General features: G+C 35.8%; 28 protein-coding genes and 1 pseudogene. 19 read left to right on the top strand and 10 right to left on the bottom strand.

The window, feature by feature from the left end:
• Positions 1-53: 53 nt before the first annotated feature.
• From LNQ34_RS17135 to dnaK, 5 genes are all read right to left on the bottom strand, one after another.
• The gene (locus tag LNQ34_RS17135; protein WP_230000564.1) at positions 54-395 is read right to left on the bottom strand and encodes a helix-turn-helix domain-containing protein; all 342 of its coding nucleotides are present in this window, start codon (positions 393-395) and stop codon (positions 54-56) included.
• A 107-nt stretch (positions 396-502) separates the two neighbouring features.
• Positions 503-1,252, bottom strand: a complete 750-nt coding sequence (locus tag LNQ34_RS17130; protein WP_230000563.1) for a hypothetical protein — start codon at positions 1,250-1,252, stop codon at positions 503-505.
• A complete protein-coding gene (locus LNQ34_RS17125; RefSeq protein ID WP_230000562.1) occupies positions 1,252-2,508 on the bottom strand; it encodes a site-specific integrase in 1,257 nt (418 codons plus the stop codon). Before LNQ34_RS17125 ends, LNQ34_RS17130 begins: the two co-directional genes overlap by 1 nt.
• Positions 2,505-3,059: a helix-turn-helix domain-containing protein gene (locus tag LNQ34_RS17120; RefSeq protein WP_230000561.1), complete on the bottom strand. Its 555-nt coding sequence runs from the start codon at positions 3,057-3,059 to the stop codon at positions 2,505-2,507. The genes LNQ34_RS17125 and LNQ34_RS17120 overlap by 4 nt, the downstream gene beginning before the upstream one ends.
• A 205-nt stretch (positions 3,060-3,264) precedes the next feature.
• A complete protein-coding gene (dnaK, locus tag LNQ34_RS17115; RefSeq protein ID WP_202703452.1) occupies positions 3,265-5,148 on the bottom strand; it encodes a molecular chaperone DnaK in 1,884 nt (627 codons plus the stop codon).
• Positions 5,149-5,695: 547 nt separating this feature from the next.
• On the opposite strand from dnaK, the gene LNQ34_RS17110 reads away from it, so the two are divergent.
• The 9 genes from LNQ34_RS17110 (at position 5,696) to LNQ34_RS17070 (ending at position 12,909) form a co-directional block, all read left to right on the top strand.
• A complete protein-coding gene (locus LNQ34_RS17110) occupies positions 5,696-6,400 on the top strand; it encodes a DUF4166 domain-containing protein (RefSeq protein WP_230000560.1) in 705 nt (234 codons plus the stop codon).
• A gap of 133 nt (positions 6,401-6,533) precedes the next feature.
• Positions 6,534-7,244, top strand: a complete 711-nt coding sequence (locus LNQ34_RS17105; RefSeq protein ID WP_230000559.1) for a DUF2071 domain-containing protein — start codon at positions 6,534-6,536, stop codon at positions 7,242-7,244.
• 137 nt (positions 7,245-7,381) lie between these two features.
• Complete coding sequence (locus tag LNQ34_RS17100; protein WP_230000558.1) at positions 7,382-8,653, top strand: amidohydrolase family protein; 1,272 nt, start codon at positions 7,382-7,384, stop codon at positions 8,651-8,653.
• A gap of 44 nt (positions 8,654-8,697) precedes the next feature.
• On the top strand, positions 8,698-9,762 hold the full coding sequence (locus LNQ34_RS17095) for an ankyrin repeat domain-containing protein (RefSeq protein ID WP_230000557.1): 1,065 nt from the start codon (positions 8,698-8,700) through the stop codon (positions 9,760-9,762).
• A 20-nt stretch (positions 9,763-9,782) separates the two neighbouring features.
• Entirely contained in the window at positions 9,783-10,181 is a 399-nt protein-coding gene (locus LNQ34_RS17090) for an NUDIX hydrolase (protein ID WP_202703457.1), read from the top strand.
• A gap of 191 nt (positions 10,182-10,372) precedes the next feature.
• Entirely contained in the window at positions 10,373-10,867 is a 495-nt protein-coding gene (gene msrA / locus LNQ34_RS17085) for a peptide-methionine (S)-S-oxide reductase MsrA (RefSeq protein WP_230000556.1), read from the top strand.
• A 107-nt stretch (positions 10,868-10,974) separates the two neighbouring features.
• Positions 10,975-11,460, top strand: a complete 486-nt coding sequence (locus LNQ34_RS17080; protein WP_230000555.1) for a peptide-methionine (S)-S-oxide reductase — start codon at positions 10,975-10,977, stop codon at positions 11,458-11,460.
• Positions 11,461-11,544: 84 nt separating this feature from the next.
• Entirely contained in the window at positions 11,545-11,982 is a 438-nt protein-coding gene (locus tag LNQ34_RS17075) for an acyl-CoA thioesterase (RefSeq protein WP_017496553.1), read from the top strand.
• A gap of 90 nt (positions 11,983-12,072) precedes the next feature.
• On the top strand, positions 12,073-12,909 hold the full coding sequence (locus LNQ34_RS17070) for a mechanosensitive ion channel family protein (protein WP_230000554.1): 837 nt from the start codon (positions 12,073-12,075) through the stop codon (positions 12,907-12,909).
• A 42-nt stretch (positions 12,910-12,951) separates the two neighbouring features.
• On the opposite strand, the gene LNQ34_RS17065 is transcribed toward LNQ34_RS17070, so the two are convergent.
• On the bottom strand, positions 12,952-13,644 hold the full coding sequence (locus LNQ34_RS17065) for a hypothetical protein (protein WP_202703462.1): 693 nt from the start codon (positions 13,642-13,644) through the stop codon (positions 12,952-12,954).
• 349 nt (positions 13,645-13,993) lie between these two features.
• Here LNQ34_RS17065 and LNQ34_RS17060 point away from each other — a divergent pair, with 349 nt between their 5' ends.
• Genes LNQ34_RS17060 through LNQ34_RS17040 form a run of 5 tightly spaced genes read left to right on the top strand, consistent with a single transcriptional unit; the run spans position 13,994 to position 18,022 of the window.
• Positions 13,994-14,383, top strand: coding sequence for a DUF1398 domain-containing protein (locus tag LNQ34_RS17060; protein ID WP_230000553.1), 390 nt, complete (start codon positions 13,994-13,996; stop codon positions 14,381-14,383).
• Between the two features lie 42 nt (positions 14,384-14,425).
• Positions 14,426-15,235: a hypothetical protein gene (locus tag LNQ34_RS17055; RefSeq protein ID WP_230000552.1), complete on the top strand. Its 810-nt coding sequence runs from the start codon at positions 14,426-14,428 to the stop codon at positions 15,233-15,235.
• Between the two features lie 46 nt (positions 15,236-15,281).
• The gene (locus LNQ34_RS17050) at positions 15,282-16,139 is read left to right on the top strand and encodes a sulfurtransferase (RefSeq protein WP_230000551.1); all 858 of its coding nucleotides are present in this window, start codon (positions 15,282-15,284) and stop codon (positions 16,137-16,139) included.
• Positions 16,140-16,157: 18 nt separating this feature from the next.
• Positions 16,158-17,399, top strand: a complete 1,242-nt coding sequence (locus LNQ34_RS17045; protein WP_230000550.1) for an ATP-binding cassette domain-containing protein — start codon at positions 16,158-16,160, stop codon at positions 17,397-17,399.
• Between the two features lie 8 nt (positions 17,400-17,407).
• Positions 17,408-18,022 carry a hypothetical protein gene (locus LNQ34_RS17040; protein WP_230000549.1) on the top strand — a complete coding sequence of 205 codons (615 nt, stop codon included), beginning with the start codon at positions 17,408-17,410 and terminating at the stop codon, positions 18,020-18,022.
• 68 nt (positions 18,023-18,090) lie between these two features.
• Here LNQ34_RS17040 and LNQ34_RS17035 read toward each other — a convergent pair whose 3' ends face one another.
• Complete coding sequence (locus tag LNQ34_RS17035; protein WP_202703468.1) at positions 18,091-19,134, bottom strand: RluA family pseudouridine synthase; 1,044 nt, start codon at positions 19,132-19,134, stop codon at positions 18,091-18,093.
• A complete protein-coding gene (locus tag LNQ34_RS17030) occupies positions 19,124-19,747 on the bottom strand; it encodes a PASTA domain-containing protein (protein WP_202703469.1) in 624 nt (207 codons plus the stop codon). Before LNQ34_RS17030 ends, LNQ34_RS17035 begins: the two co-directional genes overlap by 11 nt.
• Positions 19,748-20,185: 438 nt before the next feature.
• Here LNQ34_RS17030 and LNQ34_RS17025 point away from each other — a divergent pair, with 438 nt between their 5' ends.
• The 5 genes and pseudogenes from LNQ34_RS17025 (at position 20,186) to LNQ34_RS17005 (ending at position 23,169) form a co-directional block, all read left to right on the top strand.
• A complete protein-coding gene (locus tag LNQ34_RS17025) occupies positions 20,186-21,154 on the top strand; it encodes a D-alanine--D-alanine ligase (RefSeq protein ID WP_202703470.1) in 969 nt (322 codons plus the stop codon).
• 105 nt (positions 21,155-21,259) lie between these two features.
• The gene (gene coaD, locus LNQ34_RS17020) at positions 21,260-21,718 is read left to right on the top strand and encodes a pantetheine-phosphate adenylyltransferase (protein ID WP_017496542.1); all 459 of its coding nucleotides are present in this window, start codon (positions 21,260-21,262) and stop codon (positions 21,716-21,718) included.
• A 39-nt stretch (positions 21,719-21,757) separates the two neighbouring features.
• Positions 21,758-22,342, top strand: a pseudogene (locus LNQ34_RS17015) (ATPase).
• Positions 22,329-22,475, top strand: coding sequence for a hypothetical protein (locus LNQ34_RS17010; RefSeq protein WP_230000548.1), 147 nt, complete (start codon positions 22,329-22,331; stop codon positions 22,473-22,475). The pseudogene LNQ34_RS17015 and the gene LNQ34_RS17010 overlap by 14 nt, the downstream one beginning before the upstream one ends.
• A 115-nt stretch (positions 22,476-22,590) precedes the next feature.
• Positions 22,591-23,169 (top strand): PhnA domain-containing protein, encoded by a 579-nt coding sequence (locus tag LNQ34_RS17005; RefSeq protein WP_230000547.1) that lies wholly within the window; start codon positions 22,591-22,593, stop codon positions 23,167-23,169.
• An 841-nt stretch (positions 23,170-24,010) separates the two neighbouring features.
• Here the strand turns inward: LNQ34_RS17005 and LNQ34_RS17000 are convergent.
• Positions 24,011-24,457: a hypothetical protein gene (locus tag LNQ34_RS17000; protein WP_070906656.1), complete on the bottom strand. Its 447-nt coding sequence runs from the start codon at positions 24,455-24,457 to the stop codon at positions 24,011-24,013.
• 311 nt (positions 24,458-24,768) lie between these two features.
• Positions 24,769-26,118 (bottom strand): DEAD/DEAH box helicase, encoded by a 1,350-nt coding sequence (locus tag LNQ34_RS16995; protein ID WP_070906657.1) that lies wholly within the window; start codon positions 26,116-26,118, stop codon positions 24,769-24,771.
• Positions 26,119-26,208: the final 90 nt, after the last annotated feature.

Here is a 26,208-nt window from a genome sequence, read left to right as displayed (position 1 = left end):
TTTTTTGATACTGTAATGGATTGAAATAAGTATTCTTGCGGGCTATTATCCATCTATTTATTTCGATTATGATTATATTTCAATACTTCTGATTCGATTTCCTGTATTGTTTTCTTTTTCCCTTTAGAGATCCATTCTAAAAGTTCTTCTTCAAAAAAGTACAGCTTTTTACCATATTTATAGCATGGGATTTTTCTCTGCCTTACAAGAGTGTAAATTGTAGGCTTTGCTTTTCCAATTAGCCGGCTTACTTCTTCAATACCAATAGGAATACTTTTTTCTTTAGATTCAAATACCTGTATATTTTGAATCAGAATTTTAATCTCGGTAATTTCTTTCACTAAGTGTGCTACTGCTTTGGGCAGGTTCTCAAAAGAGATTTCGTTTATGTCCATAACTAACATTTTTACTTGTTATGACACAAATGAAAAAAGTGTTTCTGCTGTGTGCTTCTTTACAACAAAAACACTTGAAAAACACAGTGTTTTATACCTATTGGTATTTAAAAATTAGTAAAATCTTCCATAATCTTTATAATCCCTTTCTGTTCATCATCTTTTAGATGCGTTTTAATGCTATTCTCTTCAACATCTTTTAAAGCATCGGCAAAAGTCAGTTTTAAAAATTGTGCGACTCTGTCCTGTCTGCTGACTTTAAAGCAATTCCAGATATTCCAGCCAAAATGATAAAGATCGAGATTAGACAGATATTTTACTTTTACCGGTCTAATCTTTTCGAAATTTATGCCTTCCGCATATATGATTATATTCTTGCCCAATTGTTTCAAATCATCATCTGACGTATACAGCGCGAATTCTTGCTGTGCATAACGGATGGCAGTATCAACTCTAGATTGTTTTTGATTTTTGACTGCAAGCTGTTGCTGCTCCCTTATCTGTTCAATATCTCCGGCTGAATTTTTATTTTCAGACAATCCGGGTTTAATTAAAACATCTCGTTGCCTCTCTTCTATTTTTTCAAGGTCTATGCTTGGAATCCAGCTTTCAGGTAATTCCTTTTTTTTAGCCTTCAAAAAACGATTCAGTATTCTGGCAGCCAATTCGTTTAGAAATAAGCTTAGAATTGCAAACATTAAAACTCCAAATCCAGTGCTGATCCAGAAAAATATGCCAGCCGTATATTCATCCGCACCTTTTTCCAGAAGTACCAGTCTTCCGATTATGCCGACAAAGACGCAGACTAAAAAAACAGACAGGTAAACTGCAATATATTCGAAGTACTTTATTTTCATTACGCTCTTTTCTTTAAAGATTCCAATTGTATTGCCTGCGAAGCTCTGTTTTTCTTCTCATCTATTACTTTGGCGTATATTTCAGTAGTTTTTACATTGGTATGCCCCAGCATTTTGCTGACCGTATAGATGTCTGTCCCGCTCGACAGCTGCAGTGTTGCAAATGTATGGCGGAAGCAATGGAAGGTAATGTTTTTTTTAATGCCAGCAGATTCAACCCATTTTTTCAGAGGTCGTGAAATCCACGACGGGTCCGGTAGATCCTCAAAAACAAGCTGCGCGGAAAGCCTAGGTTCTCCGCACAGCTGGAAAGCCTGCTGGGAAATAGGCATATATTCGACACCCTTTGTCTTTTTCTGCGTGAAATGTAGTTTAGCGATGCCATCTTCCAGGCTGATCTCTTTCCAGCGGAGCTTCTGAATGTCGGAATGCCGCAGGCCAGTAAGCGCTGAGAAAAGCGCGGCTCTTTTAAGGACATCTTTTTCGCAGGGCGTTTCGGCCAATGTATTCAATTCTTTAATGGTAAGATATTCGCGTCTTGATTCCTGCTCAGGTATGCCTTTTATTTTTGAAGATAAGTCAACGGTTAAATATCCATCAATAAAAGCCTGTTTCAAAGCGGCTTTAAATATGGAAAAATACGTTCCCGCAGTGTTGCGGGAAATGGTTCCTTTTTTACCTCCTCCGAGCGGCGCAACCAGCAGAAACAGTTTAAAATCTTCTGCCATTCTGCTATCAATCTGCGAAAACATCAGGCTGCCTTTGGAATAGCTTTTTAAAAACTCTCTGGCCCGCTCCCAATTGATCTGAATGGATTTTGAACTTCGGGCGTGTCTTTTAGCCGCCGTAGCAGCAATGTATTTAATAAAATCCTCTTTTCCTTTTTCTTTCTGTTGAGCCAATAGGTTCTCAGCATCACTGTACAGATCTGTATTATCGTATTCTTTCTGCCGGATATTACGCACTGCGTCAGCATAGAGCATTATTTCACGGTCGCTCTCGCTTCTGCACATTATTATTCCGTTATCGCTGCGTCTGGGTCTGTAGGATTTTATGCCCTCTGCATCTGTGCGGGCAGTTCTTTTCTTGTCCCACTCCACTGTTGTTACGGTTCTATTTAAATATTCACGGATTCTCTGGGGCGTTTTCTTTCCGGAAACCTCAACAGGATAGCTTTCTATGTAGACATACCATTCTTTTTGGTTTTCTGCTTTTCGAAGACGCACAGTCACCTTGGTTTTTGCTAATTGTTTCATATAAAATCATTTCCGTTATACAAATTATCAATTTCCATTTTGGGGGCATATACGTGCTTTCCGATCTGTCTGGTGGGGATTGAATATTTCCTGATATGATTGTAGACAGAACCTTCGGATATCTGAAATCTCTGGGCTATTTCGCCGATGGAATAGCAGTCTTCTTTTTCAAGACTGTATAATTTTTTCTTCGGGGCGCTTTGAGCCTGCGGAAGGGCGCGGGCAGGGCCGAATATCCCTTCCATTACCCTGAGGTCTATCCTTACAAGGCGGGTTCCCAGATTAACCGAAGGAATTTTTCCTTGGCCGACAAGCCGGTAAAGGGTTCTTTTGGCAATTCCAAAAAGCATGCCAGCTTCAGGGACAGAAAGAAATGCCCTGTTCTCGGGTATTTTATCTGCCAGTGCTTTGAGCTCAGCTTCATTTTTAAGCCCCTTCATCTTGACTTTGTATGCTTTTTTACTGCATATATGCGAGCAGTAAACAGAAGTCACTGTCTTAGGCAGAAATTCCTCCCCGCAGTTAAGACATTGTTTATTTATTCTTTTCATCACCTTTGTCTCCTCATTAAGGTACCATAAGTATACATAAGTGCCACTTTGTCTCCATTTAAGTGCCGGTACAAATATGATACAAATATATGGCAAAAAATGATTAAAAAACAGCAGAAACAAAAAAGAACAAAAAAGAAAAACCGCTATAAACATTTCGTTTACAGCGGTTTAATACTTATTATTAACTGATGTTAATCAGTATTTATTTGACTTCTTCGAATTCAACGTCTTCAACGTTGTCTCCTTGAGATTGCTCTTGTTGTGGAGCTGCTTGTTGCCCTTCACCACCTTGAGCGTACATTGCTTCTGTAGCTGTTTTCCAAGCTGCATTTACATTGTCTAATCCTTTTTGGATTGCATCAAGATCTTGAGATTGGTGCGCCATTCTCAATTCAGTTAAAGCATATTCGATAGCTGTTTTTTGATCGTCTGTCAATTTATCTCCCAATTCTTTCAATTGACTTTCAGTTTGGAAAATAGTACTGTCAGCTTCGTTCAATTTCTCAGCTCTTTCTTTTGCAATTTTGTCAGCATCAGCGTTAGCTTCAGCATCTTTTTTCATTTTTTCGATTTCTTCAGCTGTTAAACCAGAAGAAGCTTCGATACGGATATCGTGAGATTTTCCAGTTCCTTTATCAGTTGCAGAAACTTTGATGATACCATTAGCATCGATATCGAAAGTTACTTCGATTTGAGGAACTCCTCTTGGTGCTGGTGGAATACCATCTAAGTGGAAACGACCGATAGTTTTGTTATCAGCTGCCATAGCTCTTTCTCCCTGTAATACGTGGATTTCAACAGATGGTTGAGAATCAGCAGCAGTAGAGAATACTTGAGATTTTTTAGTTGGAATAGTTGTGTTAGACTCGATTAATTTAGTCAATACACCACCCATAGTTTCGATACCTAAAGAAAGAGGAGTTACATCAAGTAACAATACATCTTTTACATCTCCAGATAAAACTCCACCTTGAATAGCTGCTCCAATAGCAACAACCTCATCAGGGTTAACACCTTTAGACGCTTTTTTACCGAAGAATTTCTCTACTTCGTCAGCAATTCTTGGCATACGAGTAGAACCTCCAACAAGGATTACTTCGTCGATATCAGATGTAGATAAACCTGCATCTTTTAATGCTTTAGCAACTGGCTCCATAGAACGTTTAACTAATGAATCAGTTAATTGCTCAAATTTAGCTCTAGATAATTTTTTCACTAAGTGTTTTGGTCCAGAAGCAGTAGCCGTTACATATGGCAAGTTGATTTCAGTTTCTGAAGAAGAAGACAATTCAATTTTTGCTTTCTCTGCAGCTTCTTTCAAACGTTGTAATGACATTGGGTCAAGACGTAAATCAATACCTTCTTCAGCTAAGAATTCATTTGCTAACCAGTCAATAATTTCGTGGTCAAAATCATCTCCACCTAAGTGAGTATCACCATTTGTAGACAATACTTCAAAAACTCCGTCTCCTAATTCAAGAACAGAGATATCAAAAGTACCTCCACCTAAATCGTAAACAGCAATTTTTTGATCTGTTCCTTTTTTATCCAATCCATAAGCAAGTGCAGCAGCAGTTGGCTCATTGATGATACGCATAACTTTAAGACCAGCAATTTCTCCAGCTTCTTTAGTAGCCTGACGTTGTGCATCGTTAAAGTAAGCAGGAACAGTAATAACTGCTTCAGTTACAGTTTGACCTAAATAGTCTTCAGCAGTTTTTTTCATTTTTTGAAGAGTCATTGCTGACAATTCCTGAGCAGTGTATAAACGACCGTCAATATCCACACGTGGCGTATTGTTGTCACCTTTTACAACTGAGTATGAAACTCTTTTTGCTTCGTTTGTAGTCTCAGCAAAAGTGTGTCCCATAAAACGTTTAATAGAAGCAATCGTTTTTGTAGGATTCGTTACTGCTTGTCTTTTTGCAGGATCACCTACTTTAATTTCTCCACCTTCAACAAAAGCGATGATAGATGGTGTAGTTCTTTTTCCTTCTGCGTTAGGGATAACAACTGCTTCGTTACCTTCCATTACAGAAACACAAGAGTTCGTCGTACCTAAGTCAATTCCGATTATTTTACCCATTTTTTATATATTTAATTTTTGATATACATTTTATAACTCAGGTGGCATAAGTCAATCTTTGTGCCAATATAAAAAACCAAAGTAAATTGTCAGTTTTACTATTGGCACGACAATAATCATCTGACAACATGACATTTTTAATACCTGACATACGTGGCATATCAGTACTTTATCTGTCATTATCACGAGCTTTTCAATAGCTTTTAAGTTTTGAATTACCGAATAAGAAACAATAAAATTAAGCCGATTGCGGGAAGACGTACAATAATTTAAAAGTTTTTACTCATTTTAGCTAAAATTTTATGAGGTCCTGAAATCTCTACAACAAACCAGTTGTAAACGAAAAGTCAAATTAATCGGAAATTCTAAATAAAAAACATCTGATTTTTTAAATTTCAACTTTACAATTACTTGTACAAACAGAAGTAACCACAAATAATAAAAAGAGTACCCCTTTAATCCATAACCTTAGTGTTGCGCCACAACAGCAGGTATAAGTGCAAAGAAAACGGATAGAAAAATAATTTTAAACTAATATTGAGTAAGCATGAACAAACAAAATACCGACATAAAACACATTTCAGCTTATAGAGAACAAATGGGGCCTGAATATGAAAAATTGCACCCTGAAATACAAAAACGATTTGACTTTTCGACGACAAACAATATTGCCTTTATTGGTAAAGGAACAATGGATAACATTTGGAATGGAAACAAATTTGCTGTTTTTATTCTCAAACTCTTATCGAAGACCAATATTCTATTTCCGAAAGTTGGACAAAACATTGAATATGAAATTCACAATTACCCCTATTTAGATAAGTTCAATCGAGAAGTACATTCTATGAATAGAGTATTTTTCTTTCCTGACAAAGAACAACGCTTTGACGGAACTGCCACTTATAGTCAGACGAAGAAACATATTGTAGAATATTTAGGACTTGATCATAGAATGGTTTTTGAAATGGGTTTATCAGCTGAAGACGGAGCAATTAGGTTTACATCCGGTAGACAATTTGCTTTTGTTGGCGGGCTTAAACTCCCTATACCAAAATTAGTAAGAGGAGATATTGAACTCCTGGAATGGTTTGATGATACTGAACAGAAATTTTATTTAGACTTGAGTGTAAAAAGTAAACTCTTCGGACCACTTTTTGGATTTACCGGTTGGTTTAATGCAGAGTATATTGATTTTCGTGGACAAAAAATCCCAAACAAATTTAAACCGACAAGAGAAGAGATAAAAGAATAATCCGTATCAAAAACAACATCACCTAAAAGTCATGCCACAATTGAAGCCATTAGACTAAATTTGAAGATTATTTTGTTTCTAAAAATTTACTTCGTAATTCGTTATTGCATGAGTTTCTAAAAAGTAAACAACTATGAAAATCCCAACTATACACGGATATATTGACAGAAGAATTTTAATCAATTTTACGGCCGAACCAAAGGTAGTAGAGAAAATTATTCCGTTTCCATTTAGGCCAAAAATTTACAAGGGCAAAGCTATCGTTGGAATTTGTCTAATCAGATTAAAAAACATAAAACCAAAAGGATTTCCTGACTTTATTGGAGTAAACTCTGAAAATGGAGCACATAGAATTGCAGTTGAATGGGATGAAAATGGAGAAACAAAATCAGGTGTGTACATTCCTAGAAGGGATACTTCTTTAAAGCTAAACACAATTGTTGGCGGACGGGTATTTCCAGGTAAACATTATTATGCAAAATTTAACGTAAAAGAAAAAAACAGAAATTATCAAATTAATTTTAAGAGTTCTGACGGAACCATGACATTAATTGAAGCTGATGAGGCAAGTACTTTTAATGAAAAATCAATTTTTGAAACACTATGCGATGCCTCTGATTTTTTTGAAAATGGAGACCTCGGATATTCCCCAAATGACAACAAATTTGATGGGCTAAGGTTAAAAGCATATCATCATTGGGAAGTTAAACCGCTTGATGTTCTGAAAGTAAAATCAACTTTTTTTGAAAATGAAGAAATTTTCCCAAAAGGTACCGTGAAATTCGACAATGCATTACTTATGACAAACATCGAACACGAATGGAAAAGTGAAGCGAACAAATAATCAGTGACCATAGCAGTCTTGTTTCGAGAGCTCTCTTTAAGTCCGAATTTAAAGATGATTTGCACCTTGTATTCCTCAAAATATACCGAACTTACTAAACATAATCCAAAAAAAATAAAAACCAAACCACAGAAAAAATGAAAATTAAACTAACATTTTCTCTATACTTCTTACTATTAATTAATGTACAAGCGCAGAATAAAAGTGAATTTATTATAAAGGATATTAATTTGCTGCCAATGACCAATTTGGACATTATTAACAACAAAAGTGTTTTAATTCAAAATGGCAAAATAGTTCAGATTGATGACTTTAAGAACTTACCTAAGATTAGGAAAATCAAAGTAATACAAGGAAAAGGAAAATATTTAATGCCTGGATTAACCGAAATGCACAGTCATTTACCCGTTGAAAGTAAAGTTGACACCTTGCTAATCGAAAATATTGCTGCAGGGGTTACTCGTTTGCGTATTATGAATACGAAAACTCCTCAATTACAACTAAAAGAGCGATTAAAACACAGTCCAAATACAATTACTCCTAAACTATATTACAGTCATATTATTACACGTGACGTCAAATATAATGAAATACAATTTGACAGTTTGATGGCTGAAATTAAAAAAAATGACATTAATTTCATAAAATTATTCAGCATAGCAAATGAAACGGTTTTTGATAATTTAATGGCTTCTGCGAACAAAAATAATGTGATTGTTTGTGGACATTATCCAAGCGGGATAAAAATCGACAAAGTCCTAAATTCAGGTTTTAAAAGTATCGAACATCTGGCAGGATATGATAAAATAAAAGATGAAAATGAATTAAACAACGCAATCAAACTAACACAGGAAAGAAAGGTTTTTAATTGTCCAACCTTAGATTGGGACTTAATGGCATATGATTTACAATACCCAAACGAATATAAAAACCGACTCACCTATTCAAATTTACCAACTAAATATTTAAAAAAATGGGAAACTCAATATAGCCAAGCAATTGAGAAAGCAGGTTTGGAAAAAGTTTTGCTCAACAAAGAAAAATACCTCCCTACTTTTGCTTACAAACAGGAAATAGTAAGGAAACTACATAAAAATAATTGTTTATTGCTTTTAGGAAGCGATCCTGGAAATAGTTTTCAAATGAATGGTTTTAATATGTTTGAAGAAATGTATAATTGGTCTAAAGCAGGAATCGACAATTTAACAATCCTAAAATCAGCAACAATAACTCCTGCAATATTCTTTAACGAAGATCGCATTTGGGGCACAATCGAAATTGGAAAATCTGCCGACTTGATCGTACTTGAAAAAAATCCGTTAGAAGATATTAAAAATATCACAACAGTTGAAATGACAATAAAAGAGGGCGAAATTTATCTAAAAAAGGAACTTTTGAATAAACTGTAAACTCCGTTGAAAAAGAATTGTGAAAAAGCACAAACAATAAAATAATGGCTAAAAAAAGAAAAACGCTTCCAAAAAATTTTGACGAATTAATTAAAAAGAAAGACATTGAAGCTCTAAAAAAAGTATTCGACACTTGTGAATTAGACGCAAGAGGCGGTTACGGAAAAACAACAGCATTGAGCTTTTGGGGAATCCCAAATGAGCTTGTACACTGGTTAGTACAAAAAGGCGCACATCTCGAAGCTATTGACACTTATAACCGTACTGCACTGCACCAGCACGCTTCGATACGTAGTGGAGATATAGCCCCTTTTTTAGAATTGGGTGCCGATATCAATGTACTCGATTATAATGATAATACACCATTACACTTTGCAGCCGGCAGTGGTTTTAATGTAGCCGCAGTTAAAAAGCTGATTGAATACGGAGCAGCTACCAATGCTTTAAACAGAGACAAGCAAACGCCATTAGTATATGCTTTAAAACGAGCCAGTAATATCAACCTCATCAATTTGGCAGAAATATCAAAAATACTTCTGAAATCCTCCCTTGAAATAACACAAGAGATGAAAGACACTGTTACACGACGAGGGGAAGATTTTGAATTTCATCGGGAGAATTTCAATAAAGATTCTTTGAGTGATACAGATTTTGCATTAAATGAGCTTTACACTATTTTTGATGTTCCGCCAGTAAAAAAACGAATTCTGCACGATGGCATGTCTCCAATTGTTGTAAACGGTGGTACCTGGCAAAAACAATACGAAGAACTTTGGGAGCTATTGGTCCCATCAAAAGGCAGTGCAAAAACGATTCAGGGTGAAGTGGTCCGTATTTCAGGAAAAGTGAGAGACGAAATCTACCGTAATGGAGGCGGAAACTGGAATATTGATTTTAAAAAGATGTTAGATGCACTTTTTACCCACCTATCTTCAAACCATTGTCTGTCTGATCAAGAACTTGAAGAAGCCAATTCAATTATAAAAGATATTCGCAAAAACGGAGACGGAGAGTCTGATGAACTTATTTTTTTATGCGAACTGGCTACTAAATGGGTTCTGGCGAATACAACACCCATTTTACTTGATACACCCAATTATAAAATATAAATAAATTAATAAACAAACTGATGATTGAAATTGATAAAATTGCATTAATTAAAGTCGAGAATGGCCAAATTTTAAGCACTAAATCAAGAGGGAAAAACAAATATTATATTCCGGGCGGAAAAAGAGAAGCTAACGAAACCGATGAACAAACTCTAATTAGGGAAATCCAGGAAGAACTAAGTGTTGAAATCCTACCGGAATCTATCGAATATGTGGGAACTTTCAAAGCGCAGTCTGACGGACATGCAGATGGAATTACCGTAAAAATGACCTGCTACAAGGCAGATTACACCGGAACTCCAAAGGAAAGCAATGAAATAGCCGAAATTAAATGGTTAAATTATAAAGATCTCGACATCATTTCAGAGGTTGATAAAATTATCTTCACACATCTGAAAGAAAACGGATGGATCAATTAAACAAAAATTAAAGATGGGCGAAGAGAATTTTTTGTTTTGCAGTTTCAGAAAACCATAACGGAACCGACAAGGCATCAAAAAAAGCACAAACAATTGACGAACTGCAATATAAACAATTACCATTAATACTATTTGCATATTTAGTAAATTGCAGTACTAAAATTTCAGTACATCAATAACAATTGTAAAATATGGAAACTAAAAAAGCATATATCGCAGGAGGCTGCTTCTGGGGAATGGAAGAACTGTTCAGAACCCGTCCGGGAATTTTAAATACTGAAGTAGGTTACATTGGCGGACAAAATGAAAACCCAACTTACAGAAATCATCCCGGCCATGCCGAGGGAATAGAACTGACCTATGATCCTGAAGTTACAACCTTTAGAGAGATTCTGGATTACTTTTACCGCATTCACAATCCTACTACGATCGATCGTCAGGGCAATGATAGGGGTTCCAGTTATCGTTCAGCCATTTTTTATCAAAACGAAGAGGAAAAGGCCATTGCCAAAGAGGTCATTAATCTTGTAGATATTTCAAAAAAATGGGGAGAAACTGCAGTAACCACTTTAGAACCTTATAGTACTTTTTGGGCTGCCGAACCGGAGCATCAGGACTATCTGCAAAAACATCCAAATGGATACACCTGTCACTTTGAAAGATTTGAAGAAAGCTTCTTAATCTAAATATAAACCATTTTTTATCTCCAATAAAGAAGATCATAAAAATTTCAAAACTTTATTGGAGATCGTATTGGATCAAAATAGACTGGAATTAATAAGACCGTAATCAAATGAATACAATAGGTTTTGGAGGAGGCTGTCATTGGTGTATTGAAGCAGTTTTTGATTTTTTTAAAGGAGTAACCAATGTGCGGCAGGGCTGGATAAAGTCTGAAGCACCTGACGATACTTTTTCGGAAGCCGTTCTTGTTGATTTTGATTCCCGTATTATCCCGTTAGAAGTACTCATTGAAGCACACTTAATTACACATTCCAGCACTTCAAATCACAGTATGAGAGAAAAATACCGATCTGCTATTTACTTTTTCGACAACAATGAAGCTGCTCAAATTTCAGAAATACTCCAAAAACTGGATCATAAATTAGACCGAAAACACATTACCAAGATCTTACCTTTTACTGCCTTTAAAAGCAACGAAGAACAATTTCTACACTATTACGAAACCCGAAAAGAAGCTCCGTTCTGCCAGACTACTATTGTTCCAAAACTGAAAAAATTACAAGAGGAGTTTGAAAAACATAAAAAAAGCAGTTAAAATTAAAGTAAAATATTCTTCCGTTTTCCAAAAGAGATATAAATATTCGTAATTTCGGTTTTTCATTAAAATTACAATTACAAAATGGCTTCATTTATTAAAGAAATCTCTTTTCGCTGGTCGGATCTTGACCCAAACTTTCACGTTCGTCACAGTGCTTATTACGATTTTGGCGCACAGCATCGTATTGAAATCCTTGAAGAACTGGGTTTAACTTTAAGAGTAATGCAAACGCAGGGTTTTGGACCTGTTTTGTTTAGAGAAGAATGTATTTTCAGAAAAGAACTAAAACTTTCCGATAAAATATTTATTCATACCAAAACCTCAAAAATGAAAGCCGATGCTTCACGCTGGTCGATCATTCATGAATTCAGAAGAGAAGACGATACGCTTTGTGCTGTTATTACAGTTGACGGGGCCTGGATGGATACTAAACTTCGTAAACTAGCTTCTCCAACGCCGGAAATCGCCATCGAAGCATTAAGCATCTTTCCAAAAAGTGATGATTTTGTTGGACTTTAAAGCAAAATTCAATCTGATATAAATTACAAAAATCCAAAAAGCACATTCTGACAAAAGTTGTTTTTTGGATTTTTTTCAAACTTAAAACCTATGATCGACTACTTAAAAGACTTTAGAATAGGGATTTTCATTGCCGTTATAGCGATTACCACTGTAATTCTTGGCGCGATTACCGATAAGGTACTTCGTTATTTTTTGTATCGCAAACAGGCCAATAAAGAATATGATGCTACCGGCTTTAAGTTCCTGAAGCACCTGATCATTACTGTAATTTATATTTTAGGATTTGCCTTTGCGTTAATTCAGATTCCCGAATTTAAAATAATAGGTCACTCCGTTCTGGCAGGAGCCGGAGTAATCTCAATTGTTGCCGGTCTGGCTTCCCAACAAGCCTTAAGCAATATTGTAAGCGGAATATTTCTTGTTATTTTTAAACCCTTTCGCATCAACGATAAAATTACCATCAACAATTTTGTGGGTACTGTAGAAGATATCAATCTAAGACAAGTGGTCCTGAAAGATGCCGAAAACAACCGGATTATCATTCCAAATTCAGTAATCAGCGCCCAGATTATTGTCAACACCAACATGCACGATAGCAAATGTTGCAAAATCATCGAAATCGGTATTGGTTATCAGTCTGATATTGAAAAAGCCTTAGAAATCATGCAAGACGAAATTGCCAAACATCCGTTTTTTATCGATACCCGAACTGCCGAAAGTAAAAAACAAAACACACCTCTGGTTGTAGCTCGTGTAGTAGCACTGGCAGACTCAAGTGTAACCTTAAAAGCATGGGCATGGGCAAAAAACTCTACAGAGGGCTTTATCCTCTATTGTGATTTGCTCCAAAGCATTAAAAAACGTTTTGATGAAGGCGGTATTGATATTCCTTATCCACAGCAGGTAATAACACTTAAAAAGTAGTTTTGCTCTTCAAATCATTTCATGCCACAATTCAGGACTCCTTTATTGAAACTTCAGTCCAAAATTAACTTTATCAAAAGTAGTACTGCAGGAAACCGCAAAACGTCCCACATTAACCGTTCCGAAAATTCCTTCTTCTCCATGGCCGGAATAAAATCCTCCTGCCGAAAAACGAGCATTCTGATACTTCAGTGCAATATCATTAACCCTGCTGTTTAATTGTCCAAAAACAATAAGGTTGGGAACAATTTCATAACTCGCAAAGACTTTTGGAGCCAGTTTTTTATAATAGCCAAACCCCTCATCACTACCATTATGAATACTGGAAGAATGCAGATTTGCCAGACTTCCTCCAATGAAAGTATTCTCACCAAAATGCCAGGATACACTAAAACCCGTAAAGGTTCCGTCATATCCACTTCGGGATTCTACATAACCCACAGAGATTGTTGCACGAAACTTATCACACATCTTACCAATATAACCAACGTAGGTTCGGTCTAATTCAGTTTTATTAACACCTGCTCCAAAAATAATATCATCCTGACACATGGTAAGCGCGTACTGAAAATAAGCCGAATACTGATTTTTATTTCCCGCAATGACACTTCTCCCCTTATCCAGATCAATATTTGGCGAAATCACAGTCGAATTTATCACAGCAAAATCAAATGTATTCATTTCCTGCGCAAATACGGGAGAAGCAATTAGAAACAAAAGTAAGACTGTTTTCATAATGTCAAATTTAGGTGCAAAATTCTTTTACTAAATTACTGACAAAATGATACGCTGAAAAAGAAACTCCACAAAGTGATAAAATACTCGTTAAAATACAATATATTAAGAAAAATAGGAGAATTTCACTTTCTGCTATTTATTATTTATTGCATTTTCAATTCCATTTTAAAATCATAAATTGTATTTTTGAATCAATAACACAAATTAACCAAACCAATTATGTTAGTTCCCTTTTTACAAGTTTCCGGAAAAGAAAACAGACACACCTTGCTGCACAACTCAGAGAAAACAAGTAAAAAACACCACAATTATTCTTTTTAATTCACATCATTTAAAATTAAAATATATGTTTACAATAGAACAAATCAAAGAAGCACATGCCAAAGTACAAACCGGTGCTGACTTCCCTAATTATATTCAGGACTTAATCATTTTAGGCGTAAAAGGCTATGATACTTTCGTGCATGACGGACATGTGGAATACTACGGAGTAAACAATTATCATGTAACGGCTGACGAAAAATACGACGAGATAAAAGTAGAATCGGTTCCGAATAAAGAACGTTTTATCGAATTTTTAGTGATGCATCAGGATGGTCAGACCGATTACCTTACTTTTTGCCGTCACGCTGCTCAATGTGGAATAGACAAATGGAGAGTCGATATTATAGAAATGACCTGTACTTATTTTGACAAAGACGAAAATGAAATCCTAATCGAGAAAATTCCAGGTTAACCTTTTAATCCTAAAATAAAACGATCCAAAGAATCCTACTTAATGAAAAATACAATCGCCGTAGTGGGTCTCACACTATTACTATTTGCCTGCAATTCAAAACAACCGGAAGATAAAATAAACACTCCCGCCAATACTAAAAAAGAAAGTACACACAAAAAAACTTCAGAAAATAAGTCTGTTGGTTCTCCAAACTATGAGATCTCAACCTACGACAATCCTGAATTTACAGCCCAAATAACAGAGCATAAAAAGGACTTAAAGCAATTTTCAGAAAAAAAGCTCTTTTCAGTTATTCATGATAAATGGATTCAAAAACTAAGCAAAGAGCAACAGTCTTTTTTTAGCGAAAATCCTAACTACGAATTACTTTCTATGGCCAAAGGAAATCTATTTCAGGAAGACAGTAATGATTTTGTTTTTATCGTTTACGATAAAAAGAAGGTCAAAATTTCGATTTTACTCTATAACGGCCTAACTTCTGAATATGCTGAATTATACAAAGACATTAAAGTCAAAAATGGCTTTGCTGACACCGATTCTGATACTAGTTTTTTCAGAACACTTGACTATCAATTTGCAGATGAATTTTTATTTTACAATGAAGACGCTCTTAAAGAACATCCCGATAATTATTTAGAAACCTATGTTGCGGCTAAAATTACTGACCTTTCAAAAGACGACGATTTTGCATTAGACCATGGATCCTTTGCAAAAAACGTTTCGAGAACCAATCTGTCAAATACTCTTTGCCTTGCTACAAGTTCTGTTTATAGTAATTGGGATTGCTTGCGATATGATAAAACAAACCATACTTTTTTAATTTTTTATACACAGGCCTTCGCAGACTAAATACCCCGATTTTATATAAGAGTTCTAAAAAATAAACTTTTTTAAGATGGCCACTAAACTTTCACCGATCCTAAGCCCTAAAGAATTAGTACAACGCTCTAATTCACCTGAAATTATTCTCATTGACGCCAGAGCCGGAATAAACGCAGAAGAAAATTATCGCAGTGAACATCTTAAAGGAGCGCGTTATATCGATTTAAACAAGGACCTGGCAACCGTAGCGACCGATCCTTCAAACGGCGGAAGACATCCCTTACCATCCATAGAGAAATTTTCTGAGGTACTTTCTAAAGCAGGAATTTCACCTGAAAGTCATGTCGTAATTTATGATGATAAAAACGGATCAAACGCGGCAGCCCGCTTTTGGTGGATGCTTCGGGCGATAGGACATGAAAAAGTTCAGGTTTTAAATGGCGGTTTACAGGAAGCTGCAAAAGCAGGTTTTCCGGTAAATGCTGAAATCGAAACTTTTAAAACGACTGAAAGATATCCTATTTCAAAATGGACGTTAAAAACTGCTGACATTGAAGAAGTCGAAAAAGCCCGAAATAACAACGAAAACATTGTCATTGATGTAAGAGACAAAAATCGATTTGACGGTCTGACAGAACCTCTGGATTTGATTGCAGGACATATTCCGGGTGCGATTAATGTCCCTTTTAGCGAAAATTTAGTCGCTAACGGTTCTTTTCAATCTCCTCCATTTTTACAAGAGAAATATTCCCGAATCATTGGCGACAAAGAGCCTGAAAATATAATTGTACATTGTGGCTCAGGAGTCACCGCCTGTCATACTTTGCTGGCCATGGATTATGCCGGAATCCCCATCCCTAAACTATATGTAGGTTCCTGGAGCGAATGGTCGCGCAACGATCGTGAAATGGCTACTAAACCAATTGAATAATTACTTTAAGATACAGAAATGCAGCATTGGGACATACTTTTATCAAATCAGGTCAATAAAAAAGCTTTTATCGACACTTTACTTTTAGGAGAAGCCAAAGGAGAATTAGCCCTTTTTAACACTCAAAAAGGTATTTTGTTCTCAGACATCGCTATTGAGAAATTCATCGAAAAAGAATACCAATACGATACTGTTGAAGCAGCTCCTGAATCACACCGACAACTAAGAACTTTTTCTTCGGGCGAACGAAAGAAAGAGTTTCTGAAATATTGCATCAAGCAAAATCCCGATTTTATCATTTTTGATAATCCCTTCGATCATTTAGATCTGGCCTCACGTGCTGCTTTAGCAAAATCTCTGGAAAAATTAACCGATGACATTGCAATCATTCAATTGGTCAATCGCGTAGCAGATGTACTTGATTTTGTTCCGAATAAAGCATCAATTAAAGACAATTCCTTTGAACTGCATCCGATTTCAAAAAACGAAAAACATTTTAAAACTTTAAACACGGCAGCAATTCCCAAAGCGATTGAACCGCACTCTTTTCACGAAAGTGTTTTAATCAAAATGGATAAAGTCTCTGTAAGTTACGAGGAAAGAAAAATTGTCGATAACATCTCATGGACAATTAAACAAGGGGAATTCTGGCAACTGGTTGGTCCGAACGGTTCCGGAAAGAGCACCCTCTTGTCTCTAATCACAGGCGATAATCCAAAGGGATTCGGTCAGGATTTGTATCTATTTGGAAGAAAAAAAGGAAGCGGCGAAAGTGTTTGGGACATTAAAAAGCAAATTGGAATTTTCGCAACTTCTATGACCGACCTGTTTCAAAAGGGACATACTCTGGAAGAAATGATTCTTTCCGGTTTTTTTGATTCCATCGGATTGTATATCGAACCCACTACTTTACAAAAACAAACGGTAACACAGTGGCTCGAAGTAATTGAAATGAGCCACTTACGAAAAAAACGCTTCATTGACCTTTCTATAGGACAGCAAAGAGTCGCTTTAATTGTCAGAGCCGTTCTAAAACATCCTCCGTTATTGATTCTTGACGAACCTGTCGAAGGTCTTGACGATGAAAATGTTGACTTGGTCATTCAATTGATCAACACCATCAAACAAGAAACAAATGTGAGTATCCTATACGTTTCACATCGTATAGAAAATGGCCTCGCTCCTACCTCGGTATTTGAACTTTTGCCAACTCCAACCGGATCTATCGGTAAAATCAAATACCATTCAGAGCTAAATTAAAAACAAAAATGAAAATTAAACATCTTACTTTTCTAGCATCCACAATGCTACTGATTTCCTGTTCAGGTACTATTTCGACTGCGAAAAAAGAATATCAAATCACAAAAACTGCCGCGTTAAAATCCGCTTGGAATTTTAATCCCAATGAATGGAGACTCCAAAACGATACCTTAACCGGAAACGGAGGGCCAATGCATTGGGGTGTGATCGAATCAAAAAAGAAGCTTCCAAAAAATTACGAAATCGACTTTAAAGTAAACATCGTCAAAGAATCTTTGTTTGAAGTCATGCTTCATATCGATCAGGAAAACTACATTCGAACCTACTTATACACGATCGATCAGAATATCGTGATTGGAAGAGGCGCCTACAATAAAAACAGTGATGAATACTCGAAACGTGGCGGACCAACCCTGTTTAAAAAACCAATGCAACTGGAAAACAACAAATGGTATGCAGTAAAAATCAGAGTTTCAAACAATCAGCTGTACTTTACTGTCAACAATCAAACGTTCTTAGAATGTTCCATTGAAAAAAGTAATTTAAACCAACAAGGAAAGTTGGGGTTCATAACCAACGGACACGCAAAAATAAGCCAGTTAACCATTAAAACAATTCCATAAAAAAAGCTCCATCAGGAGCTTTTTTTCTATAGTAAATTATCTAATTTTCTAATGGACCAATTATCCAATTAATTTTCTTCTTCATCTACATTGTGCGTTTTCACGTAATTACGCCATTTCTCGATACAATCCTGAAAGTCCTGAGGCAGTTCCGTATCAAAACGCATCATTTCACCTGTATTTGGATGTACAAAACCAAGTGTTTTAGCATGCAGCGCCTGACGTGGTAATGCTTTAAAACAGTTTTCGATAAACTGTTTGTACTTGGTAAATGTAGTTCCTTTTAAAATCAAATGACCTCCGTAACGTTCGTCATTAAACAACGGATGCCCGATATGTTTCATGTGAGCACGAATCTGGTGTGTTCTTCCGGTTTCCAGTTTACAGGAAATCAAAGTCACATAACCAAAACGTTCCAATACTTTATAATGTGTAATAGCAGGTTTTCCTATTTCAGGATCTGCAAAAACAGCCATTTGCATGCGGTCTTTTAAATGTCTGGCAAGATTCCCTTCTATCGTTCCCGATTCTTCGGCTACATTCCCCCAAACCAGCGCAATATACTCGCGTTCTGAGGTTTTGGCTTCAAATTGTTTGGCCAAATGTGTCATTGCCGCTTCAGTTTTTGCCACTACCAAAAGCCCGGACGTATCCTTATCAATTCGGTGTACCAAGCCCGGACGTTCACTGCTGTTCATTGGCAAGTTGTCAAAATGATGCGCCAGTGCATTCACCAGTGTTCCGGTATAGTTTCCGTGCCCCGGATGTACCACCATTCCCGGCTCTTTGTTGATTAACAACAAAGCATCGTCTTCATATACAATATTCAACGGAATATCTTCCGGCAAAATATGGTTTTCAAAAGGAGGATGCGACAACATCACAGTCACCACATCAAACGGTTTTACTTTATAATTTGATTTAACCGGAATATCATTTACAAAAATGTTTCCTTCAGTAGCGGCATTCTGAATTTTATTTCGCGTCGCATTCTGAATCAAATTCATTAAATATTTGTCAATACGCAAAAGCGCCTGACCTTTAGGGACTTCAAATCTGAAGTGTTCGAATAATTCGTCTTCCAGATCTAAATTTTCAGTATTATTGCTCATCATTAGTTTTTTCAGTAGTTGGCGCAGCTACACTGTCTACAGCCTGCCCTTCATCTTCATAAGTTGCTTTTCCGTCTCCTAAAACCAAGTCAATTTTAGAAGCTTTCAGCACACGATCTCCTACTTTTAAGTTTCTTCCTTTATAACGCATCTCCAAAACCATATCTTTTCCTAAGTTTGGAATATAAGTAATCGTTCCTGCTTCAAGCCCTAAAGCTTTTAGCGTTGGAACTGCCTCACGATAGGTTTTCTCAATTAAATCAGGTACTTTAACAGAGGAAAATCCTGATGCATTAATTTTAATATATATTTTTCTTCCCACTTTTACTTTTGTTCCCGGCAGAGGATCCTGCTCAACAACACTGTATTTTGGGAATTCACTTCGGTAATCAACGCTGTCCAAAAGTACATAATCCAGATCCAGTTCATCCAGTTTTGACTCTACCTGCTCCTCCGTTAGTTTGGATAAATTCGGAACAGTAATTTCATTACCATGATCAGTGGTAAAAGTCAACCAATGCATAAACAGATAACCCAAAACGGCAATTATAGCTGCCGCACTTAATACTTGCACAAAAAATACCCGGCTCGTTAAATACTTACGTAAACTCATAAATTTATTTTTATTAGTCGCAAAGATAAAGCTATTTCGTTTCAAAAAAAATGATAATTTTGTTTTAGACAAGAAAGTCGTTTGATTGCCATTCTTATGGAAAATAAAGCGCTTTGCAATTTTAATTTTTAGAAGCTCTCTCCTGCTGTCCGCTGTATCTTTTGCGTCCGCTATCGCGTACACAAAAGGATGCCGCTCCCATCAGGGCTAGGGATTTAGGTTTTATAAGAACCTTTTCGATGTTACTTATCATCTCAAAAAATGAAGGGCATTTGTTACTTGCTTTTCAAACTGAGCGAAGTCGAAGTTCAGTAAAAAGGGCTTCGACTTCGCTCAGTCTAACAAACAAACGAACAAAGTAATTCGTGAAAATTATTGCAATTCGTGGCAAAAAAACGATTAAACGATTAAACAAATAAACAGTTAAACATATAAAAAATGAAAAACATAGCCATTATCATGGGCGGATATTCAAGCGAATATAAAATTTCGTTAATCAGCGGAAACGTGGTACATCAATATCTTGACAAAACAAAATACAACGGATTCCGTATTCATATTTTCAAAGAAAAATGGGTTTATGTAGACGAAAACAACGCCGAATTTACCATTGATAAAAACGATTTTTCAGTAACCGTAAACGATCAAAAAATTACTTTCGACTGTGTTTTCAATGCTATTCACGGAACTCCGGGCGAAGACGGTTTAATGCAGGCTTATTTTGAGTTATTAGGGATTCCGCAATCCTCCTGCGACTATTATCAGGCAGCATTAACCTTCAACAAACGTGATTTATTATCGGTTTTAAAACCATATGGAATCAAAACGGCGATTTCGTATTACCTAAATAAAGGCGATGTAATCCATACGGCCGAAATCGTTAAGAAAGTAGGTTTACCATGTTTTGTTAAACCAAACAAAGCAGGTTCCAGCTTCGGAATTTCAAAAGTAAAAACAGAAGCCGAACTTCCAATTGCAATCGAAGTAGCATACAAAGAAGACAACGAAATCATCATCGAAAGTTTCCTTGACGGAACCGAAGTTTCAGTAGGAGTAATCAATTATCAGGGAGAAATTAAAGTTTTACCTATTACCGAAATTGTATCTGATAATGACTTCTTCGATTATGAGGCTAAATATGAAGGGAAATCACAGGAAATTACTCCTGCGAGAATTTCTGACGAATTAACTCAAAAAGTAAGCGAAACAGCAAAACGTGCTTACGAAGTCTTAAAAATGAAAGGTTTCTCCAGAAGCGAATTCATTATTGTAGACAACGAACCTTATATGCTCGAAATGAATACCATTCCGGGTTTAACCACCGAAAGTTTGATTCCACAGCAAGCCCACGCAGCAGGAATTTCACTGGAAGATTTATTTACTAATGCGATTGAGTTAGCTTTGTAAAAGATGCTAAGAAACTGAGGTGCTAAGATTCTAAGATTTTAGCACCTTATTTTCTCAAAAAAAACTTAGTACCTTAGCGACTCAGAACCTTAGAACCTCTAAAAAATGCGAAAAGCCCTATTCCCCGGATCATTTGACCCTATTACACTGGGACACGAAGACATCATCAAAAGAGGAATTCCTTTATTTGATGAAATCGTTATTGCCATTGGTGTCAACGCCGAAAAAAAATACATGTTTTCACTCGAAGAAAGAAAACGCTTTATAGAAGAAACTTTTAAAGATGAACCCAAAGTTTCAGTGATCACTTATGAAGGATTAACCATTGATCTGGCTAAAAAACTTAAAGCTAATTTCATCCTGAGAGGCTTACGCAATCCTGCCGATTTTGAATTCGAAAAGGCCATTGCACACACCAACAGAAAACTATCTAAAATAGAAACTGTATTTCTACTAACAGCAGCAAGTACATCATTTATTAGTTCAAGCATAGTTCGTGATGTATTGCGTCATGGCGGAGAATATGAAATGCTGGTTCCGGATGCGGTTAGGGTGAAGAAGTAAAATCTTTGTTCTTTCTATTTTTACCTATATTTGTAAGAAATGAAGAAAAACCTCTACATAATCGCAGGTTGTAATGGAGCTGGCAAAACCACTACTTCTTTTACAATTTTACCGGATATCCTGAATTGCAAAGAATTTGTAAATGCAGATGAAATCGCTAAAGGACTCTCTCCTTTTCAACCTGAAAAGGTCTCATTTGAAGCTGGAAGAATAATGCTAAATAGAATAAATGATCTCTTAATCATTAAAGAAAATTTTGCCTTGAAACTACTTTAGCAACTAAAAGTTACAAATCAAAAATAATTGATGCCCAAAAGAATAATTATATCGTAACTCTCCTTTTTTTTCTGGCTACAAAATGTAGATCTAGCAATTGAAAGGGTAAGAACAAGAGTTTTAGAAGGTGGCCACAATATTGAAACCGAAACTATTCGGCGAAGATATCAAAATGGAATAAAAAACTTATTTGAAATTTATCTTCCAATAGTTGATGAAGTAATGATTTTTGATAATTCAGTCGGAAAACCCGAACTTATAGCTGAAAAAAATCTGGAATCTGAAATAGATATTCTAAACAAAATTAAATTCAATAAACTAAAACAATACTATCATGAAAGCCTATAAAAGAACAGAAAATCAAACCAAAATTTTAGAAGGGATGGATAAAGTTTATGATAAATTGATTGAATTCAAAAAAAAGATGAATAGCGAAATAATCATTTTGAAGGACAATAAAATAGTTCGAGTTAAACCCTAAATTTATAAAGTAATATTCATGACTAAGAAACAATGACACATAAAAGTCAAATACATAAACTTGCAAGCGAATACAATTAAAAGTAATTTCGCCTTTTTAAAACAAACAATAAATAATGAGTATCGAAAGAGAATTAAATAAACGCAGCGGATCTAAATGCGAACTTTGTGGAGCGGAGGAAAACCTAAAAGTATATCAGGTATTACCAACTCAAAAAGGCGGAATTGATGAAGCTATATTTGCCTGCAATACCTGTATCGACCAAATCGAAAATCCGGATAATGTTGACTTAAACCACTGGAGATGTCTTAATGACAGTATGTGGAATGAAAACGTTGCCGTACAAGTTGTAGCCTGGAGAATGTTAAGCCGTATGCGCAGTGCCGGTTGGCCTCAAGAATTACTAGATATGATGTATCTGGACGAAGATACCTTAGCATGGGCCAGCGCCACTGGCGAAGGCGAAGACGACGAAAATAAAATCGTTCATCGTGACAGTAACGGTGTTATTTTAGAACACGGAGATTCTGTAGTTCTAATTAAAGATCTTAAAGTAAAAGGATCGAGCATGGTAGCCAAACAAGGGACTGCTGTACGTAACATCCGTTTAGACCATGAAAATGCCGAATACATTGAAGGAAAAGTTGACGGTCAGCAAATCGTGATTATTACCCAATACGTGAAGAAAATATAGTTTTTTTTGAGGTGCTAAGCTGCTAAGGTACTGAGGTGCTAAGTTTTTATAGCTTTTACTCTCAAAACCACAACCTGAAACCTGAAACATGAAACTTGAAACCTGAAACAAATATAATTTTAGGAACAAAGGTTCAAAGTTACAAAGGGACAAAGGTTTCTTTTTGAGGTACTAAGGTTCTAAGATGCTGAGTTGCTAAGTTTTTTTGCTTTTACTCTCAAAACCACAACCTGAAACCTGAAACTTGAAACCTGAAACCTGAAACAAATATGATTTTATTTTAGGAACAAAGGTTCAAAGCTGCAAAGGGACAAAGGTTTCTTTTTGAGGTACTAAGGTTCTAAGATGCTGAGTTGCTAAGTTTTTTAGCTTTTACTCTCAAAACCACAACTTCAAACCTGAAACTTGAAACCTGAAACTTGAAACTTGAAACTTGAAACCTGAAACCTGAAACCTGAAACCTGAAACAAATATGATTTTATTTTAGGAACAAAGGTTCAAAGCTGCAAAGGGACAAAGGTTTCTTTTTGAGGTACTAAGGTTCTAAGATGCTGAGTTGCTAAGTTTTTTTGCTTTTACTCTCAAAACCACAACCTGAAACCTGAAACCTGAAACAAATATAATTTTATTTTAGGAACAAAGGTTCAAAGCTGCAAAGGGACAAAGGTTTCTTTTTGAGGTTCTAAGATGCTGAGTTGCTAAGTTTTTATAGCTTTTACTCTCAAAACCACAACTTCAAACCTGAAACTTCAAACCTGAAACAAAAATAACCTGAAACTTAAAACAACAAAAAAGGCTATTCAAAATCTGAATAGCCTTTTTTAGTGATTTACAATTAAACCTATTTTTGGAATAATTTATTGATCTGATCTTTTACAAATGGCTCAGAAACACTGCTTGTTGCAGAAGCAGCCTCTTTTGAAGAAACCATGAACTGAACCGTAGCTTTTTCCGGAACAACACTTCCTGTGTAGTGCAACCAGATATAGTTATTCGGTAATTCTAATTTGATATCATACAAAGGGCTTGCCGTGAAACCATTCATGATAATGTTGTAAAGACTTGCGTAATCATTGTTAACATTCTTAAATGTAAATTTTCTTAGGCTTGATGATTCATCATCGTTTTGAATACTGGTATAATACACAGTATACTCATCTCCAATTTTCTGAATGTAATTGTTATTTACTTTTCCTAATTTTTCAACCGGTACAGTTTCAATAACTTTAATTTGTGCAAAAGACACAACACTAAACAACAAAATAGCAATCGTAATAATTCTTTTCATAATTAATTTGGGGTTTATTATTTACGGGCACAAGAAACGCAGAAAATATGATAAATTAAAGTCTTCGTCCTTATTTTTTATCATCCAATAATCTCCCTTAACAAGACATTTTTAAAGAACAATAAAAACACAAAACAAACCACTGAAAAACAAATAATTAAAAACAAAAACACCTCAAAAAACAGGATTAAAAACATGTAAAATCCCTATTGATTTACGATAATTTCAGACTCAAAAATTTATTTAAATGTTGAACTCTTACAAAGATTGCCCTTAAAAAACATCCGCCAAAAAAGATAGAGCCGGAAAGATTACCTCTCCTCCTCTTTCTTGACCACTTTGCGGGCAACTTCAATTTTGAATTTCTTGCCCTTCATTTTTTCGTCTTTAATATTTTTTAGCAGATCTTTTACCTTATTGTATTTAACAGCCGCAAACGATACAAAATCCTTTACTTCAATAAGACCTAAATCTCCTTTTTCAAGTTTTCCTTTTTGAGAAAAGAAACCAACAATATCTATTTTATTCAATTTGGTTTTCTTTCCGCCACTAATATAAATGGTTTGAAATTGAGGTGGTTTTGGCAAAACTGTAGTGCTGGCAACCTCTAAAACCTCCATCCCATAATCAATATAATCCAGTTGTTTTTCACTTTCGTGAACAATAATATAGGCTGTTCCTGAAGCCTGCATACGTGCCGTACGACCATTTCGGTGCGTGAATTCATCTTCTTTTAAAGGCAGATGATAATGAATGACGTGTTTCATTTCCGGAATATCCAATCCACGTGCGGCCAAATCGGTAGTAATCAGATAACTCATACTCCCGTTTCTAAATTGAATCAGTGCACGCTCACGCTCCTCCTGATCCATTCCGCCATGATAATATGTCGCATAAATCCCTTTTTCGTTTAAAGTATCACTAATGCGTTCTGCCGCATCACGATGATTACAGAAAATAATAGCGGACTGTGATTTCAGTGAACAGATCAAATTAAACAAACTGTCCAGTTTATCCTTAGCGGGTGAAACCACCATTTTCATCGAAAGATTCGTCTTTTCCTCCTCTTCCGGAATAAAATCCAAAACAGTTGGATTGACGACCCTGGTATATCTTGGAATCTCAATATCTGAAGTCGCTGAAACCAAAACACGTTTGTTCAATTTCGTTAACTTTCCAATAATATATGACATTTGCTCATGAAAACCAAGCTGCAAAGACTTATCAAACTCGTCCAAAACCAAAGTCTGAATTTTATCGGTGCGAAAAGTATCGCGATCAATATGATCGGCAATTCTACCCGGAGTTCCAATCAAAACTGCCGGAGGATTGCTTAAATTTTTAATCTCAGTATCAATAGAGTGACCTCCGTAGCAAATATTTACTTTATAGGGAGTCCCCATTTTCTTCCAAACCTGCTCAATCTGCAAACCTAATTCACGAGAAGGCACTAAAATTAAACATTGAACCGAAAGAATTTCAGGCTGTAACAACTCTAAAATAGGCAGTAAAAAAGCTAGTGTTTTTCCTGATCCTGTTGGAGAAAGCAGTAAAACATTATTATCGTTCAAAATAGCATCCTGCGCTACCTCTTGCATTTCATTTAGACTCTCAATTCCTAAATTCGAAAGTATATTGTTGGAATGGTGTTTTTTATTCATTTTGCAAAAGTAGTCAAAATACTTTTTTGTTTCAGGTTTTGTTTCTTTCGGGTTTCAGATCTTAACTATTTGACAATTTAACCGCAAAGT

The sequence above is a fragment of the Flavobacterium lipolyticum genome, assembly GCF_020905335.1.
Lineage (GTDB): Bacteria > Bacteroidota > Bacteroidia > Flavobacteriales > Flavobacteriaceae > Flavobacterium > Flavobacterium lipolyticum.
Note: the sequence above shows the minus strand (reverse complement) of the source record. Positions and strands in the feature narration are given on the sequence as shown.